The organism is Paenibacillus polymyxa, assembly GCF_018614975.1.
In the GTDB taxonomy this organism is placed as follows: Bacteria; Bacillota; Bacilli; order Paenibacillales; family Paenibacillaceae; genus Paenibacillus; species Paenibacillus polymyxa_E.
This window is the reverse complement of sequence record NZ_JAGGNR010000014.1, coordinates 417,580-437,660: the sequence shown is the minus strand read 5'-3', so window position 1 is coordinate 437,660 and position 20,081 is coordinate 417,580. Positions and strand designations below refer to the sequence as shown.

Here is a 20,081-nt window from a genome sequence, read left to right as displayed (position 1 = left end):
GGTGATGGTGATGAACGTGCTTCACATTGCTTTTGTCCTTGTGATCTCATTGGCAGGCGTTGCCTTTGGCGTTCAGGGATTGAAGAAAAAATCGCCAGTCATGATGTATATCAGTGTAATATTTATCTTCGTTCCTATACTCCTCTTCCTGGATTGGATGGCATTTCTACCTTTTATCGCTCCGGCTGAACTTGCTAGTGGATACTTGGTGAAAAATAAAGACAAGAGCACCAACCGGACCCTGTAAAGGGTCTATTTTTATGCACAAATGTTCATGTCCACTTTGAAAGGTAAGGTTACTCTATGGTTTAAACCAAACTTTGCCTATATCTGTTGTGGTTGAAAGGATATATTGAGAACAGGGCACAGCAAACGTGCTGTGGACATCGGAAAGGTTATTGTATGGATCACTAACTAACTCATTAACTAAGGGAGATGTGCAATGAAGATGAACGTACAAATTAAGAGTATTTTGGCAGAACAAAAGGAATTGTTTCTCAACCTGTACAACTTGTACTTATATGATCTGTCTGAATTTTCTGGCGAGGATCTACTTAAAGAGGGGAAATATGATCCAACGAACATCTATCTATATCTGGAACGCGATGAATTACATCCGTTTTTGATTAAGTATGAAGGAAAGGTTATTGGATTCGTACTGGTGTGCTCACCTCCATATGTGCCGGAAGGTGTGGATTATACCGTGCAAGAGCTGTTCCTGGTCAAAAAGTATCGCGGACAGGGACTGGCAGCACAAGTAATTGACTTGGTGTTTGCTCAATTTCGGGGTACATTCAAAGTAGAACAGCTTGCTAACAATGCGGCAGCAGTTTCGTTCTGGAAAAGATATTATGAGCAACATCATATTGAATATACCGAGTCTGAATATAACATTGAGATTGACAACATCACTGGCAGCCACCGGATTTTGTCCCAGACTTTTGTGCGTGGAAGAGCGAAATAATATGTAACTTAGAAGGTGATTAGCTTGTTTATTATCGTAGCAAATAAGGGGAAGTTGAAGTGGATTTCTGGTGTGTTTCAGGCAGAAGAGGTAGCTAGACAGTACATGGATCTCATACCTGATGAGCTTAAGGTGTACCATGAATTCATTCAGATAGAGAACATCACATATCCTTTTTATATTATAGAGCGTCAGGCATCTCCATTTAGGTTTCTCGATAAAGATGAAGTGATTTCACTTTTCGATCATACGGATATATCAGAGGACGAAGATGAGGTGCACTTCAATATCTACACGGTGGATTCAGATTATAGACCGAAGAAACCTGGAACAGATTATATGGGAGCACTGAGGCATGATCATGTGACCAATGAATTTATAGAAATGTATCGTAAAGAGGGAACAGAGTTTCTGAGTAGACGAAGGATTTTATGAATGTAAGGAAGTTTCTATCACGGTCCTATTTTACTTCTCCTGATTTGGGAGGTAGATAGGACCTTTTTTAATTTCCATTTACCAATACATGGGTTATGATGAATTAAGAGGAGTCTATGGGAGTGACGTGTAAGGGGGAAGTACGCAGGAATGCCAAAGCATCATTTTGTGATTGAAAACAAATCGCAAGTAGACGGGAATATTCATACCTCCTACTCATGGGATTCACAAGGGAGAATACATGGAAGTGGATTAACCACAGAGAATCATGCGACCTTGGAAGACGAATTCATTGCGTACATCTATGATTCCCTTCAATGGTTAGATACATGGAATCCATCCACCTGTATGAGATGTAGTGGACTGAACAACTATGGAATAACCGTTATTGAAGAGCAGGATGCTTTGTTGAAGTTTCATCAACTGATTCAGGCCTGGATTGATCTATTTAACCATGCGAATGATCCGATTGTTCTTACAGGGAACTATAGTATTGATGGAGGCGAACAGAAGGGCTACTACGAAAAACTCGAGTACAATAAAGTTAGACTAATCAACGAATTAAACAAGCTTGCGAACATGGCAAAGTACGCTGAGGTAAATGGGAAATGCATTGTGCATTTTGGGATATAAGATCACTTCAACAGTTCAAAGCTCAGTTCTGATCCATTAATTTATATTTAATATAGAAAGGGAGTTTTTATATTGCCTTGGCCAATGGTTCATTTAGCAATTGCATCCGAGTTGATATCCGAGCCATCTCCTGAATTGTTATTGGGAAGCCTTGCTCCTGATTCCATCCATGTAAGAACCAATCTTCGTACCGAAAAGGCAAAAACCCACCTCATGCCAGAGCCAGGAAGATTCGCAACAGACGAAGAACTTAAAGAATTTTTTGAAACCCAAAAGGAGTTAGCTAATAGTGATCCCAAATTCCTGCAATATCTGTGCGGTTACATCGCCCATATCTATACGGATCGCGTGTGGACATTCGATATTTATCCTGCATATGAAGTCCAGCCCAATGGAAGAAGTGTGTATACACAGGATGTCACGAAGCTTGAATTTATGATTTTACGGAATTGGAACGGGGCACATGAATGGTTAAACGAGCTGAAATCGGGAAGAGCATTTGATTTAGGCGGATTGCTGGAATCAGAGGTGTATCAGTACAAGGGAAAGAAACTTGAGTTTTTAGCTAACCCTGACAACGAATCCTTGGGTGACTTATATAATTTATCCATGGAAGATATGGAAGAGTTCGTACATAAAACGGCGTTAGCACTAAAACAATTGTATACAAAATGGAATGTGTATAAACGATTAGCTACAGCGTCTGAACATGTGCCTTCGACAGTCAAGATGGAGACATCCAGACGCAGAATGGGCGGAGAGAATGACCCGGCAGATGAAGCACCAGAGAATCCTTAAATTGGTGAATAGAGAGGAGCATGTTATGAAGGCTGGACTTCGACCAGAAGATATACATTCAAAGCAACTTAGCTGGTTATGTATTGAACCCATGCTTGTTTCGGTACGGGGCAAAGATATGACAGCCAAAACAGAACTATACCGACAGTTAAACGAAGGGCAACAAGCCTTATTTTTGTTCTATTCCTATCATAATCATACGAAGAGTCTGGCAGAATTTTATTGGTTTTCGGCATATAACATCACCCAGATCAAAAGTTGGAATGGTATTAAAAATGGGATGCGCTTTTTTCATTTAGATGAGATGGTGACCGTAATGGACCAGATTGAATGTCTGATTACGGACCAAAACAAAGTGGGTGAAGCGTGGCGTGAGGTGCTGGCAACGGATCTGGAGAAGGACCCGATCTTGCTTCAGAGAACAGAGGTGTTGTATGCGAACTATCAGACCGTGGCGCAAGCAGCTATTGTACACATGAACGAGATGATCTTGCAAAATAAGGAGATGTATCTAGAGATAAAGCAGGGTTAAGGTAGGTACCTTGATAGTTAAAATGAACAGCTCATGCCTTGAATGTTTTGGATGAGTACATAGACGAACTGCTCCTACGGAGTGGTTCTTTTTAGTATCTATGGAGTGATGATGCAACAAACCAGCAAGATCCTGCAACAAAACGCAATACAGTGGGATTGTCGTAACTATGCTTGTAATATGAGTTGTGAGAGGAGGCCAACACGTGAAAATCATTTTTGAAGAGGATCCAGCAATAGAGCAAAAAGTAGCCAAGGTAACTACTCATCCGGCGGAGAAGTCGAAGTGGGACCGTATTCAGAAGGCAATCTGCGCATCAGAAACTCAATTAACGGTGATCCATGCCAAGAATAATCGCAATATACAGATCCAATTGAGTTCGGTGGTTGCCTTTGAATCAGAGGATCGGATGTGCGGTGTCCGGGTGATCTCAGGTGAGAGGTACTTGCTTCATAAACGTCTGAAATTTGTAGAAGAGGATCTGGATGACGTTCATTTTGTGAAAATCAATAATCAGACCATCATCAATACTCGGTACATCACCGCATTCTCTGCAACAGACCATGCCCGAATTAAGGTAGACCTGAGCGATAGCTCCAGTTACTTCGTCAGCCGATTTTATATTAAAAACTTTAGGGGGAAATTATCATGATAACTCAACTTAGACATTCTTTTTTTCAAGTATTCACCATAATGACGCTATGGGTCACGCTCTTGGCAACAATATTCTTTGATGATCTGCCCATTCAGATGTCCTATTTATGGAACATAGCGGGTATTGCTTTCATTGCCGCTGTAGTGTTTGGAATGATGTATAACCTACTATGGAACTATTTTACGTTAAAACCGGTATGGAATATCGTTATTTCTTCCACACTCAATATTGCGGGAGGTATGGCGATGGTATGGTTGTTCTCGGTAGATATGTTCCAGTTCATCGCTCCCTGGTTCCCCGGCATGTGGTTATTATCTATCGTGCTGCACGTCATCGCTTTTTATTTTTATGCTAGAATAGATAGCAGGAAAAAAGCGGAAGAGTTAAACAACATTCTGAAGTAGGTAAGGGGAACAAATATGAACGAGGAAGAACTGTTGCAGTTGTACGGGTTGGATCTAGAGCCGTATGACTTTGTTAATTTCTCCAAAGTGGAATGGGTCTAGAACTATAAACGATATTACGGTGTTTGAGAATATACGAGCTAACAAACCTATTGAAAGGAGGCGAACTATGCCAAGTTTGCATGACAACATCATATTAAGTTACGAAGTTGATTTAGAAAACAGAAGGATCAGGATGCGTACTCGTTCAAGTCATACTGTGCCCAAAAATATGGATGTCTTATTCTCTGGCGTAATGGCCCATGCGTTTGATACACCGCTACATGGCAGCATTATTTTGGAGTGGATGAGTGGGATATAGCGCATTTTATCCCTTATAATCGAGAGTTGTTAGAGTCGGGAAAGGGTCAGGGTTGGCCTGTCAGTTATGATTCCTATGACGAATTGCACACCAGGCTGATCGATGAGAAATACAAGTACATGGTGATCTCATCCTCGTATGGATTGAGTAGTTGGGTTTTGGCGAAGAACGTAGAGATTCTGTTCAATTGAGACTTAACCCATAAAGGATTCAGATATTTCCCCATATGTATGTCAGAGAATTTTAAAATTTTGGTGTTTTCGATGTATTTGGAAGCATAAGTTGGTCGTGAGTCCTCATTAGGACGACTTATGTTAATTAAATTTAGACAGCCTGCAAGTAATCGGCTGTCTTTTTCATTAAACTAACTGCCAGGTTAGTTTAATGAAACTATGAGTTGCAATTTGAAGAGTACTTTCAACCACAATTTGATATACATAAATAAGTTCCTGAACTACTATTCATTGAAGGAGGTGAAACAATGATAAATATTAAGCGGGTCGGGGAGATCATAGCAAGAAACCGTAAAGAGTTATCCATGACGCAAACACAACTTGGTGAGATTTTAAAAGTTAGTCATCAGGCTGTTTCAAAGTGGGAGAGAGGTGAATGTTTACCTGATATTGATATATTAGTTCAATTAGCCAAGATATTTAACACTACAGTAGATTATTTCCTAACTCAAGAAGAGAATGATGCTCATACAAGTAGAACGAATATAGTTAATAACAAGGAAGACATTTGGAAATCAGTTCTAGAAAAAATAAAAGACCAAATCTCTCAGCCAAGCTTTGATAGGTGGTTTACAGATACTAAAGCAATTCAAATTGACAACACCCTCATTATTTCAGGTCAAGATCAGTTTACCACAGACTGGTTATATCAGAGGTACTCCCATATGATTTCAAAAACTATAGATGAAATTAGAGGGGATAATGATTTAGAGTTAACTTTTCTTTTTTCTAAAGGTACTGAAAATACAGAACCATAAAGTTTGACTCTTCTTAATTAACGGGAAACGTTAGTTGAAGACTCAATGAGCAGTCTGTAGTTTTGTAGAGTGTTCATTTTTAGTGAGTTATCCATTTGTTTTTGAAGATACCAAGATCATACTGAAGTGCTCATCACGTATTGGAAGCATAATTTTACCAAATGGAACACTTATGGTTTAAGTTGCAAGAAACGGGGTGAATACGTTGAAGCCTGAATACACGCAGCATAGTAGCAAGAGGAGCGCAGGACTAAGAACGGGCATTGTTGTATTTGTTGTTCTGCTCGTTATTCTAGTCATGACCAATCCAAACGAAGAGGATTTTGTTGCCTGGCTCTCAAGTGAACATGGCATCCATTCTTCGTATAATGTGAATGAAGGCAGTACGTTTACGCAGACAATCGACGGTGACGAAAAGAGGCTTCACTACAAAGGTGGACACATACGCCATATGGGGATATTTTCAATATATAGTTATCTTTTCTCGGATCATGAAGGAAAAGAGATCCAGATTGAAGCGGTCGGCATAATGAATATGCTATGGAATCGATAGGTAGATTGATGGTGTGTAGTTATTAAAAGTTGGACGAAATTTCTGCTGATATTCGCGCTCTTTGCATGAGGTAACTTGTGCAGAGAAGCGTGTTTTTTGCGTGCAATGCGAGCGAAACAGAGATGGTTTACTTCGTTTATTCGCAAATTCCACATTATGGGTTATGATGTACCTTGAGAGAAAATTTTACATACATAGGAAGTCTTCTTATGTAGACAATTGCTGATTGGAGGACGGATTATGAAAAAGTTAACCCTAGTTTCATTATTGTTTCTACTTCTGGTTGCCTGTCAGAACAAGGGAAACACTGACGATGCACAGCAATCAATAGACTCCTCACCCTTAAATGTCACAGAAAAAGAGACACAACAGAATGAAGAAATATTGACATCCCAACAGAAGGAAGATATCCCACCAGTGTATCTCGATGAAACAAGCTATACCGGGGACCAATTGGAAATCGTTAAACTTATGAATGCCCGCATGCGTTATTTATACGAAAAGGATGAACCAGCATATATGAGTCTGATTGATCCTGAATCTCCTATATTAGGCATGGGAAGATACAAAGTTCTCAAGGTTACTTCCATGAGCGACATAACGATACAGGAGCAAAGGAAGCTCTATCAGGCAGTGGTGATGGTTAACGAGTTAAATGAGAATGACGAAGAGTATAGCAATACGATGGTGTTTTGGAAAAAGAAAGAAGATGGCGAGTCTGCGCAATGGGTTATTGCAGATATTGATTAATAACATCGTGGAAGATCCATATCCTCATACAAAATAAAGGGTGATGTAATGATGACAAGGAAATTAATACTGATTGAAGGATTACCGGGTTCAGGCAAGTCAACGGTTGCCAAAATGGTATCCGAAATTTTGATAGAACAAGGCAAGAAGGTACAACTATTTCAGGAAGGAAATCTGGAGCACCTTGCTGATTACGAGGGCGTATCTTTTTATTATGCAGGAGACTTCGAGGCTTTATTGAAAACACATGAAAAATACATAGAGGTTCTGGAAAGCAATGCGACGGCCCATGATCAAGGTTTCCTAATTCCTTATCGTAAGATGAAAGAACAATGGGGAATAGAGCTTCCTGATCACATTGTAAAGGATATTTTCAGCCGAGATATTTACGAAATTCCTTTTGAGCAAAATGTTAAACTGATCACCGAGAAGTGGCAAGATTCTACCCAAAACGTGTTAAGCACGAATGATGACTGCATCACGATATTTGAGTGTTGTTTTATCCAGAATCCACTAACCATGGGTCTTGTAAAATGCAATCAATCCAAAGAGCAGAACGTGCAGTATGTATTGGAACTGGGGCGTATCATTCATGCTTTGAATCCGCTTCTCATCTATATCGACCAGAAAGATATATCCTATACCTTTGATAAGGCGGTTAGTGAAAGACCAAAAGATGGTCTGAAAGTTTTATTGACTACTATACGAATCAGGGTTTGGGGCAAGCAAAGGGTTATCAGGGTGTTAAGGGTACGGTACGGGTTTTGCAGGAAAGAAAGAAGCTGGAGTCCGAAATCTATGGGTTACTTCAATTGGATAAGGTATGGCTGGATAATTCGGATTATGACCGCGAGGCTTGTAGGCACAAGCTAGAAAAGATTCTGCAGTAACCTTAATGAAATACGAATACATACCGGAGGTCAGTTTTATGACATTTTATGGAGTAGCCTTAATTGCAACAACCGCAATCTTAATTATTATAGTTGTTCGAAGCAAACGGAAAGTAATTCTTAGATGGGGCATTGCCAGTTTAATTTTATTGTTCGTACTCATCATTCCCTCATTCATCCTGGGATTCATGGACGGATTTGCTGATGGAAGGTCAGCGAGATGACCACTGCAGATAACAATAATATATCGTATGAACAAAATAACAACAAATTCAACTTCCGTGTGGCAGGTATTGTGATGGATGCGGGAAGAGTTCTTTTGCATACGACTGAACAGGATGATTTCTGGAATCTGCCCGGAGGTCGGGTGAAATTAAACGAGACAACAGAAGCGGCTATTGTGCGAGAGATGATGGAGGAGCTGGGTGTTCATGTAGAAGCGCAAAGGCTCGCATATGTTAGTGAAGATTTCTTTGAATATGATGGCCTGAAGTATCATGAAGTTGGCTTTTATTATCTCATCACATTGCCGGAAGCCCATAAGCTATATAGTGAAACTGAATTCAAAGGTTTAGAAGATAACGGTAAGTTAATTTTCCGATGGTTTTCCTTGGACGAACTGGAGCAGATGGAAGTATATCCTGTGTTTTTGAAAAAGGAACTGAGTAACCTTCTTGATGCAAAAGGCATCAAACACTTCATTCAGAAATAGAGGAATAGGTGCCTATGGACATTACATTTATTCGTCATGGTCATGGCGAACACTTGATGGATTATCCAAACCAATTAATTTGTCTGCATCCGGGCCTCACTGAATTGGGGAAAAGTCAGGTTATAGCATTGCGTAAACAAGTGGTTGTTGCGCCTGAAGATGTCATTTTGGTTAGTCCAACCAAACGTACGATTGAAACGGCACTCCTCTTAGTCCCAAACACCAATCTTACGTTCAGCCCACTGGTTGGCCCAAGAATGTTTCCTCAGAATCCAGAGTCTGTTCCTTTCGTCTGTGATCAGATCTATTCCAAGGAAGAGCTCAGCCATAAGTATCCTGGCATAAGAATGGTTGAGCTGGGGCTGGATTGTTGGGAAGAAAGTATTAATCAGATGGATGCATGTCGATTCAAGATATTAGCTGAACAGCTTCTTGAATGGTGCAGGCAACAGAGCGGCAATACGTTTATCATTTCACATGATGGTACGATATCGAACTACAGGATGTTACTCGGAGAAAAAGGGATAACCAAAAGTGATTTTCTTGGTGAAGCAGGGCAGTACACGATCAGGAACTTTTAACGATCTAAAGAGATCCCATCAATCTCTTCTACTACACATTACACAAGGCGTCTGTTTTGTAAGTGGTCTATAACTGTACTAAGGGGGATTTTCAATGAAGTTATCGGATTATGAATATTTAACTTTGGCTATGGAAGAAGCAGAGCAATCACTGATTGAAGGAACGTATCCGATTGGTGCGATAATCGTTGATGTAGATGGGAATGTCGTGAGTAAAGGCAGGAACCGGGTCTACTCTGCGTGCGATCCCACCGCACATGCTGAAGTGGATGCCATTCGTCGGGCAGGACAACATTTGCTGGATGTAGAGAAGAAGAGATACACGAAGAACGATCTGACACTCTATACTACCTGTGAACCTTGTCCTATGTGTTCCTGTACCATACTAATGTCGGGTATTAAAAAGATTGTATGGGCAGCAGATGATGAAGAGTATGGAGGGCTTCGGCGTTTCAAAGAAGGGCCGCATTTTATCCATATGTTTGACACGTTATCCTGTGTAGCGGCTCCTTATCTTGATTTGGAAAATAGACAAAGAGCGTTGCTCGCCAAATGGAATATTGGTAGAGGGGTGCTTAATACAGAGTGGGAGATGGAAAAGCAATGAAATCTGTTCCGTTCTCTATACTTTTAGCCAGTTTCATTTTGGGTATCTCGATTATTATTGGCTGCACAATTTTAACGACTCATGAGAGAAATAGTGAACTCACTCAGGCAGAAGAACAAGTAGTACCAAACGATAAAGTATTATTGACGATGCAAGAAACTGCCAGTTATCTGAGTATGACTGAAGAACAGGTGATGAGTATTATTAAGGCTGAGCAAGGGAGTTTTACGGTGTCAGGTTTCTTTGATGGGAGAATGTTCCCGTTCATTAAGGTTCAGGATCAATTTTTTGTTAGTAGAGTCGAATTGGATCTGTGGGTTCAGGAAGCATCTGCAAGTCACAGAAGATATATTAATGGGCAAATGCAGTAGTCTATGGGATAAATGGCATAATTCAAAGGAGATGAATCTACATCGAATTCGTAGGAGAGAAGATCAAAATAACAACAGTCACAGAGCAGGACCTCGACTTCATAGGTCAACTTGAATGTGACACAAACATATGGAGCTTTGAGGAAACTGTTGAAACGGATGAGGAAAAGGTCCGTGAGAAATATCGCAGCCATTTTGCTGTCGCAGATGAGAAACCGTATGCCTACGATTTCGTTATACGGCGCATGGATGATCCGGAGGATACACCCATTGGTATTGTTCAGATGTGGAGTTATGTGGATTACCGAAAAAGCTGGGAACTTGGATTCGCAGTACTTTCGGAATGTGCAGGAAATGGATATGGGAGTGAAGCTACCCGTCTTTTGCTACAATTTGCGTTTCAAGAGTTACAAGCTCATAAGGTCGTTGGCATGTGCAATTCACAAAACGTTCGCTCAGCAGCACTGATGCAGCATGTGGGAATGACACGGGAGGCCGTTTTCCAGGAAGAACTATGGTGGAACAATCAGTGGACAGACCAGTATTTTTTCTCGATCTTGGATAGAGAGTTTAAGTCAGTCTAATAGGTACGGGAGGAAATAAGATGACTACATTGGTTCTGCTAAGTGATTTGGTATTCAAATCTAACCATAAATTGGATCAGAGAATACTAAGCTTATTTAACAGTGAACAGCCTTCCATCGGATATTCCTTCGTGCTCCGATCCGGAGCGGAAATATTTTGAACACACTAGACGTTACTATAATCAAATGGGAATAGATAACATTCAATATTACGATCTTGATCTGGAGTATGAGGAGAGCATATTTGGCTCTATTTTCGAATGTGATGCGATTCATCTATCCGGAGGAAATACGTTTTATTTTCTAAGTTTATTCCAGAAGAGAAATGTGCTTGATTTGCTGCGTTCCTATGTGAAGAGTGGCGGCATTCTCATCGGGGTCAGCGCAGGCAGTATTCTGACTACACCTACGATAGATATAGCTGGGTATGGGGAAGATGCAGATGAAAACAATGTAGATCTGAAAGATATGAAAGCACTGGGGCTCGTTGATTTAGAATTTGCACCGCATTGGGATGGTTCGGAAGATACCCTGAATTCATTAAGAGAGTATACGCGCGTTAACCGTACGGCGGTCTATGCATGCCAAGATGGTGGCGGTGTTGTAATTGATGGTGAGAGCGTAGAGTTATATGGAAATGTGCGTCTCATAGATTACAGAGAGAGTGGGTCTGTTTCATGAGTAATATTACGGTCTATCATTATGATGCTTTTTCTACAGTTCCCGGTCAAGGTAACCCGGCAGGAGTGGTTTTTGATGCGGATCATTTCAGTGAGACGGAGATGCAGCAGATCGCTTATAAGGTCGGTTTTAATGAAACGGTATTTGTGTTGAACTCTGAAGTAGCTGACGTCCGATTACGTTATTTTACACCGGGTCATGAGATTAATCTGTGTGGTCATGCCACAATGGCATCACAGTATGGTTTGAAAACGCGTGGGATGTTGAGTGACAAAGAGTTAATCACGATTGAAACCAAGGTAGGTATATTACCCATACGATTTGAGCCCAATGCCGACACCATTTACATGGAAATGAAACAGGATCAGCCACAGTTTATACCGTTCCAGGGGGATATCGCGAAGCTGCTAAGTACAATAAACTTAACTCTGGATGATGTTGACCTTTCTACGCCAATCGTTTATGGAAGTACGGGAACCTGGACGTTATTAATCCCGATACGTGAATTGAACTCTTTTATTAAAATGAAACCGGATTCTTCCTTGTTCCCAGGAATTTTAATTGAGAATCCCAAAGCTTCCCTACACCCCTTTTGTTTCGAAACCCGTGATTCTGATGCGATGATGCATGCCAGACATTTCTCTTCACCTTACTCTGGTACTACGGAAGATCCAGTGACTGGAACAGCCTCCGGGGTGATGGGTGCTTATTATTTAACCTATGTGAAACCGGAGATCGATGAGGTACAGTTTGTGGTAGAGCAAGGGCATGAGATTGGAAGAGATGGAAAGGTTCAAGTGAGTGTGATTCGGGATGGTGAGGATATGGATGTCAGAATGAAGGGGACGGCTGTTTTTGTGCGAGAACTTGACGTTGAGTTGTAATAAAACTAAAGGGAGAATAACATGTTGCAAATTTTTGATATTCGGCAGAAGCCGGACGTGCTGCAAGAAGCAGTACAGTATTTCTGGAAACAATGGGGCTCGGAATCAAGCTTCCATTTCTATCGGGATTGTATAGAGCGTTCTGTGGAGACAGATAGTGATGTACCAAGATTTTATGTGATGCTGGACGGAGACCGAATTATTGGTGGGTATGCTTTGTTACGAAGTGATCTGAATAGCAGGCAGGATCTCTTTCCCTGGTTTGCGTGTCTTCATATTGATCCAGAATATCGGGGCCAGAACCTGGGTGGACAACTTCAGACCCATGCATTAAATGAGGTGAAAGCAAAAGGGTATGACAAGCTGTATTTGTGTACTGATCTGACTGATTATTATGAAAAAAATAACTGGGCCTATATTGGTAAAGGATACCTGCTTAATGATAAAGAGACGCGAATTTATGAATATAAGATTTAATAGAGGTTACACACGCTTTAGGGCTTTGTCTTGAATTCGGGAGGAATGAACCTATGATTACCGAGATTAATAAACATGAATTCCATAAAGTAAAACATCTCACGGACTCATGTGAGAATATTGAAGTCAAAGCGGTGGCGTATGGCTTGAACCCGGGACGGATCTATGTAGATGATGCAGAGAATATAACAGCAGCACTAATTTGGATACATGGACAATCTGGTTTTCAGTTGATCGGAGATTCTCGAAGTGAGCCCTTTCTGAATGAATTGAAAGAGTACATGCGGGAACGTATTGAACCTGAATTATTAAACTTACATATTCATGCTGTTGAAATTGGTGTGGTGGACGAAGCTTGGGAAGATGTTCTTCAGCACATCTCGGGGAAAAGAGATATCTCCAGTGATATTCAGCATGTATACAAATTGAATCCAAATCTGATAAGTCAGCAAGTACCTCTCGACATATGTACTTCACAGGACGAGGAAGTCAGAATTATCAGGATAGATGAAGTGATATTAGGAGAGAAAAGATACAACAATTCTCTATTTCTGATGGATAAAATCTCTCACTTCTGGACTACAATAGATGATTTTTTACAATATGGTTTTGGCTATATTGCAGTGCATAATGATGATATCGCTAGTGTTTGCCTCTCGGCATTTATTGCAGATCAGACACATGCGGTTGATATTGAGACGGTTGAAGTCTACAGAAGAAGGAATTATGGTGCGATGGTGGCCAAAGCTTTTGTGGAAGAATGCGGTCGTGTAGGCATACATCCGTATTGGGATTGTTCACCGGATAATGCGGGCTCAATTCGTCTGGCACAAGGTGTGGGGATGTCACTGGATTTTAACTATAGAGTTTACTGGTACGATCTATCCACGTAGATGGATATGAAGGAGGATGTGCTGTGAGCGAATCATTACAGGATCAGATTCAATTTCTCATTGAGATTGATAAATTCAAAACGATTGAACGAAAGACGAGAATTATGCACGGTGAGAGACTTGAAAATGATGCAGAGCATTCCTGGCATCTGGCGATGATGGCCTTGGTTTTGCAGAGTCATGCCAACAAGGATGTGGATATCCTCAAAGTCATTAAGATGCTTCTCGTTCATGATCTGGTCGAGATTGATGCCGGAGATACGTTCGCTTATGATACGGTGGGACACACGGATAAATATGATCGTGAACTCAAAGCAGCTCATCGGCTGTTTGGTATGTTGCCTAAGGAACAGGCTGAAGAACTACTCCAATTATGGTTAGAGTTTGAAGCAAAGCAGACTCCTGAAGCACAATTTGCCTCATCTCTTGATCGGTTGCAGCCTCTGATCCACAATCATCAGAATGAGGGAGATACGTGGCAGAAATATAACATTACAAGTGATCAGGTATTAAACAGAAACCGTGAGATTGCGAACGGTTCCGAAACATTGTGGGAGTATGCGCAGCAGCTTATTCAGAAATCTGTGGATCAGGGAATCTTGACCAAATTATAAGGATACGTTTTATACGTAGAAGGGCTGGAACTCTGATATTTTGATCTGAATCAGCCGATCCCTGAGATCAATCCGTTTACGGAATATGTGTTGAAGAAGGCAGGATATATCAGAACTAACTAGCTGTATCCGGATTAAAAATCTTCCACCTTTCACAAATGGGTGTGGAAGATTTTTTCGTTTTTCAACCAATAAGCACGCTAAGCGACTCTCACATCTACCAAAAAAGTTAACTGAGGTAAAATATGCTAGAATAGGGAGTGATAATTTAATAGGTTCATAGGAGGATTAACAATTATGATTACGATATTTCTAATGTTGATTAATGTGTTGTTATATGGACTGGGCGTGTATGCGCTGATTCTGTTTATTAAGCTGGCCCGGCGTGGGATTCAGGCACTGGATATCTACCTGTATGAGAAACGCGGAGAGCGGTTCTAACGTTCACCAGATCACATTCGAACAGAATTATCATTTTTCTCTCAGTGTTTTATCTTTCCTAATCTAGTATGATTAACGCATCAATCCAGTAAAGAGAGGGTTAATGAAATGGATGCTTTTTTAGAGCAAATTAACGAGTTAAACGAGCTTCAGAAAGACTTGGTCAGCATACATCCTTTGTTTGCAGAACATTATCCAGTGGTTGTAGCCTATGAAGCTTTATTATATATCTATGATTATTCGTCCAAAACGCAACAATACGAGTGGGTGAGGACAGTACCGGACGATTTATATATTCCAGATGAATGCCTTGCCGCAATGCCGGTGCATCATATGGACGGACGGATGTGTTCAATTGTAACAGATGCAGCGTTCAAAGATCTGGAGCAGAAAGTCTATCTATTCCATGAATATGTTCATTGTTATGTATATGAGAAATATGATGAGCGGATCGTGAACCGTCTCCAGATTAAGCATAAAATGGACCAACTGAAGCGCGTAACATGGGAACTGGATTATGAGTTTCCGTATGAAGATGAAGTCGTTGTGGAGCGGATTAACTCATTGTTGTCTGCTTTGAAGAGTAAAGACCTAACACAAGTACACACAGCTAGACAGGCGTTGTTTACTTCATTAACTGAAGAACAAGCTGAGTACTGGAGTTGGTTGGAGTGGAACGAGGGTTACGCGCGTTATATTGAGAATCTGATTCGGGCAAAATTTGGACAGGAAAGCAATCATATGGGAGACACAGCCCCGTTTAACCGCTTAATGTTCTATGAATGTGGGTCGGAATACATTAGTCTGCTTGTGAAGGAGCACCCGGAGTACCATACGGATCTGGAGCAACTCTTTGACCGGATGCAATTGGAGAGAATACAGGATTAAGCAAGCATCTACGGTGAAAAAAAGGTGGAACATAGCGGAGTCTCACTATTCCAGTGATTCTTACGTTGCACCAATAGGTGGCATCTTTTCTTTTCCTTAATACTGTAGAATACTTCCCGTTAAAAAGGAGATCATCTCTATGCCGCTACCCATGGTTCATCTCAATATTGCTAATCTGATTGCGGACTCGCTGCAAGTGAATGCTGATCGAGGTTCATTCTATCTGGGGAATATCGCCCCAGATTCCATACATATGCGCGAAGGTACAACCAGAGATGATAAGGAGTACACCCATTTTAACCCGAAAGATGATGGAGATTACGTTGGTGAACTGAAGGATCTATACTCATTCTATATGCACCAACTTACCGGTGAAGGATGGAAGTGGTTTGTGCGAGGATACTTTATGCATGTGCTGACAGACTATTACTGGTTCCGGAGTGTGCATCCTGAATTCGTCGAACGGGTCAACAAGGTAGATCAACATACAGGCAGTAGCAGATCGAAGGATGAACTAGCGCGTTTATATTACCAGGAGACGGACCAGATCGATTTCAATCTCTATCAAGGTTCAAGTTGGAGCGAAGAGGTATGGCAGGTGCTCAACAGTTCACCGGGTTATGACATAACGGGTCGTTTAACTGCTGATGAGATTGTACGCTGGCGGGACCACACGTTTTCTTTTCTTAATGGGGAAGAACCGGGAATTACTCCTGAGTTAATCACGGGTGAGAGAGTTCAGGTATTTGTGGAAGAGACCGTAGAGCGACTGATCGCTATATTGTCTTCATGGGACCCGGAGTTACGTAACTTGATATGAATATAGATAGTTCGTGCAGTTGAGTCATTTCATTATATACTGTATTTATTACTTCTCTGTTCATTATGTCTATTTAATACTAAGTCAGGGAGGCACGCAGTATGGTGAGATATGTAGGAATATTGCTCGTAGTCTTCATTGCCACGTTCATTGCAGGGTGCAGCAAACCGAATGAATCGAACGCGGAAGAAGGGCTTCCTGTACTAATCACTTTAACGTGTAATCCCAACCTCGCCTTGGAACCATGCCAAGATGTTATGTTTGATCGACCTGACGAGATTCGGATCATGATGGAGGCCATACATAAGGCAGAGCGTATGCCGGGTATTCTTGATTATGGTACGCAGTACAATATGAGTATTAATAATGCAGATGGTTCGGTTACACGGTATGATTTTTCATTAGGAATGGATCCCAAGATGCAAGGCTTGTTAGTAAACGAGGAAGACACGCATACTGGATATAGCATTCCTCTTCAGGATGCGAATCAACTGAGAAGACTAATTCAGCGACGTACAGATTAAGAAGGTATATGGATTGGAGAAGAACTAGTGGATGATAAAATTACTATTGAACCTATGACGCAATCCGATGTAGAGGGAGTGTATCGGGTATTCGAGACAACGATTCCCGCAGCATTTGATCAAGAGGGAATAGGCTCGCTTCTGGATGATATCCAGGATGAAATAGCACATAAGAAAGCATTGATTCACACTGCATTGCAATCAAAGGACAACATCAAAGCAAGTGTATTTTTCCTCGTTGCCAAACTGGGAGATGTTATTGTGGGCACAATCTCGTATGGACCTTGTGGTAAGGAGATTCGAGAATGTACAGAAGGCCGGCTGAACGCGATCGGAGAACTGGGTAGCCTGTATGTGTTGCCCGAGGTTCAAGGACAGGGGGTTGGTTCGGCGCTCATTCTTGCACTGGTTACTGAACTGCAGCGGCTGGGAATCCAGCAATTCTGCCTGGATAGTGGTTACCAGATCGCACAGAAGAAGTGGCAACGCAAATTCGGTGAACCCTATGTCGTGGCGAAGAACTACTGGGGCGAAGGAACAGATCATATGGTTTGGTTATGTGAAGTACAGGATTTTATAGAGGTTGTTCAAAAAGCCCGCTTTTGATTACGAAGGATGCCTAGTGGTGGCATCATCAGCATCGAATATGGAATTTAGCCGAAATGTCCGTTGCTCACGTAGTTTTCCCTACGCTCCGCTACTCCATTTCTAGCTTCATCCCATCTTCTGGGTACTGAAAACCAGTCTATTTGAACATGCACTAAAGTAAAATGAAATGAACAAAAGAGATGGCGACCTGTACTGTACAGGCGTCATCTCTTTTACTAACTGAATCTTTCTGCATCAATCGTGGACGATTGTTCGTACAGTGTATCATGTGTGTTTTTATGTACCCGAGGAAAAAAGGAGTGAACATATGTCAATTCAGTGGAAGACACCCGAGCAACGGCTCTCCCCTCATGCGGTAAACTTGTGGAGAATTAGCGCCATCATATGGAATGTAATAGGTTTTCTGATCCTTGCCGTACTGTTAATACTCGACTCCATCTATGGATGGAAGACGTGGATTGGCTGGATTTTGTGGGGCGTTACGGCCATATCTGTGCTCTATGCGGTGTGGGATATTTTCATCCAGCCGTCATGGTTATACAAGCATTGGTACTATGATGTGAATGAGGAGTTCCTGCAACTGAAGCGTGGGGCGCTAACCAAGGTACATCAGATCATCCCCATGGCGAAAGTCCAATCGGTTACAACAAATCAGGGACCTTTAATGCGAAAATATGGACTCTATTCCGTATCGGTTGGCACGATGGGTTCATCGCATGAAATCCCCGCATTGCCAGAGGAAGTTGCGCTTGCACTCCGTCATCAGATTGCGTCCTATGCGCGGATTAATGAGGTGGATGAATGATCGATATGAAGCGACATCATCCATTAACCATGCTGTGGAGCTTGTGGAAACGGGTAAAGAATTGGTTCGCCATCGTCCTTTTTTTGTTTGTTTTCCGTCAGGGCTCGGAGTCCCAATGGATATTCTATGGAAGAATCGCTTTTTATGTAGGTGTCTCCATTAGCATCCTGTCCATGATCCTGAGGTGGTTCACCTCGCGTTATGCAGCAGACGATACAGCCTTTCATATCTATAGTGGTGTGTTTAACCGTACCCGAAGAACGATACCTTATACGAAGGTCCAGAATGTGAATCGTCATACAACGCTGTTTCATCGTTTGTTCAGGGTGACGTCGATTCGATTCGAGACCGGAATTAAGGGAGAAGATGCTACCTTCCAGTTACACGTTGTTTCACTTTCCGAAGCGGAACAGCTGGAGAAAATTGTAGCAGGTCATATGGCCGAAGAAGCAGAAACAGTAGGAGCAACAGAGGAACATGATACGTTGGATGCGGTTCAGGCTATGGAAGAGAGAGAGGCGCAATCCGAACCTTTTATAACGGATGAAATCATGTCTCTGCCTGCAAAAGAAAAACAGGAACGGGTTGTTCATTATCATTCCACCCGCAAGGACATATTCAAAGCATCCTTTACCTCGCTTAGTTTTCTCGTACTGATTCCGGTCCTGGCTACGCTCTATTCCTGGGTGAAGGACTTCTTCCCTGATGAAGAAGTAACGGAAAGTTTGTTATTAACCTGGCTCGATTCCTGGTGGATTGCCGGTTTGATGATTTTAGTTTTATTGATCATATCGATTGCTCTGGGCATAGTCAGAACCTTCGTAAAATATGGCAATTTCCAAATCACCTCGGATGGCAAGCGGATCTATATCACGAAGGGCATGATGGAGCAAACGTCATTTTCAATCCTGAAAGAACGAGTCCAGGCTGTGAAAATTACACAGTCACCGATGAAAAGGCTGCTTGGACTGGCGGAAGTAGAACTGACCACTGCAGGTAGTCTGGGAGAATCCGAACATGAGGTGAACTCGCTCTATCCCTTCCTGCCTGTGAAGCAAGCCTATACCCTGATTGAGGAGATCCTGCCATCCTATCGGGTCACACAGGAGATGGAAAGACTTCCAAGAATATCACTATGGCTGCGCCTGCTCAAACCAAGCTGGGGGTGGATTATGATCACAGGTTTACTGTGGTACTTCAAACCATTGGTGTTTGGGCAGAAACATGCCTGGTGGATGATTTCCGCGATTCTGCTCGTGTGGATTGCAACATGCAGAGTGATGGACTTTTTCCATACTCGATACATTCTGCATCAGAATTTCATTCAACTTCGAACCGGTGCACTCACTTCAACACTCTTCATCTCCAAACGTGAGAAAGTCATCGAAGTGCAGATCACCCGTAATGTGTTACAGCGTTGTTTCGGTGTGGCTTCCATTCATACCGTAAACCGCGCCAAACCAGTACTGCATCAGCGGGCACATGACATTTCCCTGGATACGGCGATATCATTTCAATCATGGTACATGGGACGTACCCAAGATGTTCAGACCCGTTAATTGCAAGAGCAAGTGCAGGAAGACCAAACAAGGTTATTCTGTGCTTGCTCTTTTTAATTGAAGAC

General features: G+C 41.8%; 31 protein-coding genes. All 31 read left to right on the top strand.

Going from position 1 to position 20,081, the window contains the following annotated elements; all coding sequences use genetic code 11:
• Window positions 1–10: 10 nt before the first annotated feature.
• The 31 genes from J7E78_RS15235 to J7E78_RS15090 all read left to right on the top strand — a co-directional run bounded on the left by J7E78_RS15235 (window position 11) and on the right by J7E78_RS15090 (window position 20,016).
• Window positions 11–247 (top strand): hypothetical protein, encoded by a 237-nt coding sequence (locus J7E78_RS15235; protein ID WP_215077074.1) that lies wholly within the window; start codon window positions 11–13, stop codon window positions 245–247.
• Between the two features lie 195 nt (window positions 248–442).
• Window positions 443–964, top strand: a complete 522-nt coding sequence (locus J7E78_RS15230; protein WP_251035034.1) for a GNAT family N-acetyltransferase — start codon at window positions 443–445, stop codon at window positions 962–964.
• Window positions 965–988: 24 nt separating this feature from the next.
• The gene (locus J7E78_RS15225; RefSeq protein WP_215077073.1) at window positions 989–1,399 is read left to right on the top strand and encodes a hypothetical protein; all 411 of its coding nucleotides are present in this window, start codon (window positions 989–991) and stop codon (window positions 1,397–1,399) included.
• Window positions 1,400–1,549: 150 nt separating this feature from the next.
• Entirely contained in the window at window positions 1,550–2,032 is a 483-nt protein-coding gene (locus J7E78_RS15220; protein ID WP_215077072.1) for a hypothetical protein, read from the top strand.
• A 72-nt stretch (window positions 2,033–2,104) separates the two neighbouring features.
• Window positions 2,105–2,830 carry a hypothetical protein gene (locus J7E78_RS15215; RefSeq protein ID WP_215077071.1) on the top strand — a complete coding sequence of 242 codons (726 nt, stop codon included), beginning with the start codon at window positions 2,105–2,107 and terminating at the stop codon, window positions 2,828–2,830.
• 25 nt (window positions 2,831–2,855) lie between these two features.
• Window positions 2,856–3,362, top strand: coding sequence for a hypothetical protein (locus tag J7E78_RS15210; RefSeq protein WP_215077070.1), 507 nt, complete (start codon window positions 2,856–2,858; stop codon window positions 3,360–3,362).
• A 205-nt stretch (window positions 3,363–3,567) separates the two neighbouring features.
• Complete coding sequence (locus J7E78_RS29815) at window positions 3,568–4,014, top strand: LytTR family DNA-binding domain-containing protein (RefSeq protein WP_215077069.1); 447 nt, start codon at window positions 3,568–3,570, stop codon at window positions 4,012–4,014.
• On the top strand, window positions 4,011–4,421 hold the full coding sequence (locus J7E78_RS15200) for a hypothetical protein (RefSeq protein ID WP_215077068.1): 411 nt from the start codon (window positions 4,011–4,013) through the stop codon (window positions 4,419–4,421). The genes J7E78_RS29815 and J7E78_RS15200 overlap by 4 nt, the downstream gene beginning before the upstream one ends.
• A 235-nt stretch (window positions 4,422–4,656) precedes the next feature.
• On the top strand, window positions 4,657–4,782 hold the full coding sequence (locus tag J7E78_RS29700; RefSeq protein ID WP_285229441.1) for a hypothetical protein: 126 nt from the start codon (window positions 4,657–4,659) through the stop codon (window positions 4,780–4,782).
• A 481-nt stretch (window positions 4,783–5,263) separates the two neighbouring features.
• The gene (locus J7E78_RS15195; protein WP_215077067.1) at window positions 5,264–5,773 is read left to right on the top strand and encodes a helix-turn-helix domain-containing protein; all 510 of its coding nucleotides are present in this window, start codon (window positions 5,264–5,266) and stop codon (window positions 5,771–5,773) included.
• Between the two features lie 205 nt (window positions 5,774–5,978).
• Window positions 5,979–6,326 (top strand): hypothetical protein, encoded by a 348-nt coding sequence (locus tag J7E78_RS15190; protein ID WP_215077066.1) that lies wholly within the window; start codon window positions 5,979–5,981, stop codon window positions 6,324–6,326.
• A gap of 240 nt (window positions 6,327–6,566) precedes the next feature.
• Window positions 6,567–7,076, top strand: coding sequence for a hypothetical protein (locus J7E78_RS15185; RefSeq protein ID WP_215077065.1), 510 nt, complete (start codon window positions 6,567–6,569; stop codon window positions 7,074–7,076).
• A gap of 48 nt (window positions 7,077–7,124) precedes the next feature.
• Window positions 7,125–7,949: an adenylyl-sulfate kinase gene (locus J7E78_RS15180; RefSeq protein ID WP_251035033.1), complete on the top strand. Its 825-nt coding sequence runs from the start codon at window positions 7,125–7,127 to the stop codon at window positions 7,947–7,949.
• Between the two features lie 237 nt (window positions 7,950–8,186).
• Window positions 8,187–8,678, top strand: coding sequence for an NUDIX hydrolase (locus J7E78_RS15175; RefSeq protein ID WP_215077064.1), 492 nt, complete (start codon window positions 8,187–8,189; stop codon window positions 8,676–8,678).
• A gap of 14 nt (window positions 8,679–8,692) precedes the next feature.
• Window positions 8,693–9,259 (top strand): phosphoglycerate mutase family protein, encoded by a 567-nt coding sequence (locus J7E78_RS15170; protein WP_215077063.1) that lies wholly within the window; start codon window positions 8,693–8,695, stop codon window positions 9,257–9,259.
• Window positions 9,260–9,353: 94 nt separating this feature from the next.
• A complete protein-coding gene (locus tag J7E78_RS15165; protein WP_215077062.1) occupies window positions 9,354–9,866 on the top strand; it encodes a nucleoside deaminase in 513 nt (170 codons plus the stop codon).
• Window positions 9,863–10,237 carry a hypothetical protein gene (locus tag J7E78_RS15160; protein ID WP_215077061.1) on the top strand — a complete coding sequence of 125 codons (375 nt, stop codon included), beginning with the start codon at window positions 9,863–9,865 and terminating at the stop codon, window positions 10,235–10,237. The genes J7E78_RS15165 and J7E78_RS15160 overlap by 4 nt, the downstream gene beginning before the upstream one ends.
• Window positions 10,238–10,272: 35 nt before the next feature.
• Window positions 10,273–10,821 (top strand): GNAT family N-acetyltransferase, encoded by a 549-nt coding sequence (locus tag J7E78_RS15155; protein ID WP_311517460.1) that lies wholly within the window; start codon window positions 10,273–10,275, stop codon window positions 10,819–10,821.
• 20 nt (window positions 10,822–10,841) lie between these two features.
• Complete coding sequence (locus J7E78_RS15150) at window positions 10,842–10,982, top strand: hypothetical protein (RefSeq protein ID WP_215077132.1); 141 nt, start codon at window positions 10,842–10,844, stop codon at window positions 10,980–10,982.
• 25 nt (window positions 10,983–11,007) lie between these two features.
• Window positions 11,008–11,502 carry a Type 1 glutamine amidotransferase-like domain-containing protein gene (locus tag J7E78_RS15145; protein ID WP_251035032.1) on the top strand — a complete coding sequence of 165 codons (495 nt, stop codon included), beginning with the start codon at window positions 11,008–11,010 and terminating at the stop codon, window positions 11,500–11,502.
• Window positions 11,499–12,386, top strand: coding sequence for a PhzF family phenazine biosynthesis isomerase (locus tag J7E78_RS15140; protein WP_215077060.1), 888 nt, complete (start codon window positions 11,499–11,501; stop codon window positions 12,384–12,386). Before J7E78_RS15145 ends, J7E78_RS15140 begins: the two co-directional genes overlap by 4 nt.
• 21 nt (window positions 12,387–12,407) lie before the next feature.
• Window positions 12,408–12,863 carry a GNAT family N-acetyltransferase gene (locus tag J7E78_RS15135; RefSeq protein ID WP_215077059.1) on the top strand — a complete coding sequence of 152 codons (456 nt, stop codon included), beginning with the start codon at window positions 12,408–12,410 and terminating at the stop codon, window positions 12,861–12,863.
• A gap of 53 nt (window positions 12,864–12,916) precedes the next feature.
• Window positions 12,917–13,756, top strand: coding sequence for a GNAT family N-acetyltransferase (locus J7E78_RS15130; RefSeq protein WP_215077058.1), 840 nt, complete (start codon window positions 12,917–12,919; stop codon window positions 13,754–13,756).
• A 23-nt stretch (window positions 13,757–13,779) separates the two neighbouring features.
• Window positions 13,780–14,370 carry an HD domain-containing protein gene (locus tag J7E78_RS15125; RefSeq protein WP_215077057.1) on the top strand — a complete coding sequence of 197 codons (591 nt, stop codon included), beginning with the start codon at window positions 13,780–13,782 and terminating at the stop codon, window positions 14,368–14,370.
• Between the two features lie 297 nt (window positions 14,371–14,667).
• Window positions 14,668–14,811, top strand: a complete 144-nt coding sequence (locus J7E78_RS15120) for a hypothetical protein (RefSeq protein ID WP_165790066.1) — start codon at window positions 14,668–14,670, stop codon at window positions 14,809–14,811.
• Between the two features lie 108 nt (window positions 14,812–14,919).
• Window positions 14,920–15,699 carry a hypothetical protein gene (locus tag J7E78_RS15115; RefSeq protein ID WP_215077056.1) on the top strand — a complete coding sequence of 260 codons (780 nt, stop codon included), beginning with the start codon at window positions 14,920–14,922 and terminating at the stop codon, window positions 15,697–15,699.
• Between the two features lie 139 nt (window positions 15,700–15,838).
• Window positions 15,839–16,519 carry a zinc dependent phospholipase C family protein gene (locus tag J7E78_RS15110; RefSeq protein ID WP_215077055.1) on the top strand — a complete coding sequence of 227 codons (681 nt, stop codon included), beginning with the start codon at window positions 15,839–15,841 and terminating at the stop codon, window positions 16,517–16,519.
• A 101-nt stretch (window positions 16,520–16,620) separates the two neighbouring features.
• Window positions 16,621–17,043 (top strand): hypothetical protein, encoded by a 423-nt coding sequence (locus tag J7E78_RS15105; RefSeq protein WP_215077054.1) that lies wholly within the window; start codon window positions 16,621–16,623, stop codon window positions 17,041–17,043.
• Between the two features lie 27 nt (window positions 17,044–17,070).
• Window positions 17,071–17,649, top strand: coding sequence for a GNAT family N-acetyltransferase (locus J7E78_RS15100; RefSeq protein WP_311517429.1), 579 nt, complete (start codon window positions 17,071–17,073; stop codon window positions 17,647–17,649).
• A 310-nt stretch (window positions 17,650–17,959) separates the two neighbouring features.
• Entirely contained in the window at window positions 17,960–18,457 is a 498-nt protein-coding gene (locus J7E78_RS15095) for a PH domain-containing protein (protein WP_215077053.1), read from the top strand.
• Window positions 18,454–20,016: a PH domain-containing protein gene (locus J7E78_RS15090; protein WP_215077052.1), complete on the top strand. Its 1,563-nt coding sequence runs from the start codon at window positions 18,454–18,456 to the stop codon at window positions 20,014–20,016. The genes J7E78_RS15095 and J7E78_RS15090 overlap by 4 nt, the downstream gene beginning before the upstream one ends.
• Window positions 20,017–20,081: the final 65 nt, after the last annotated feature.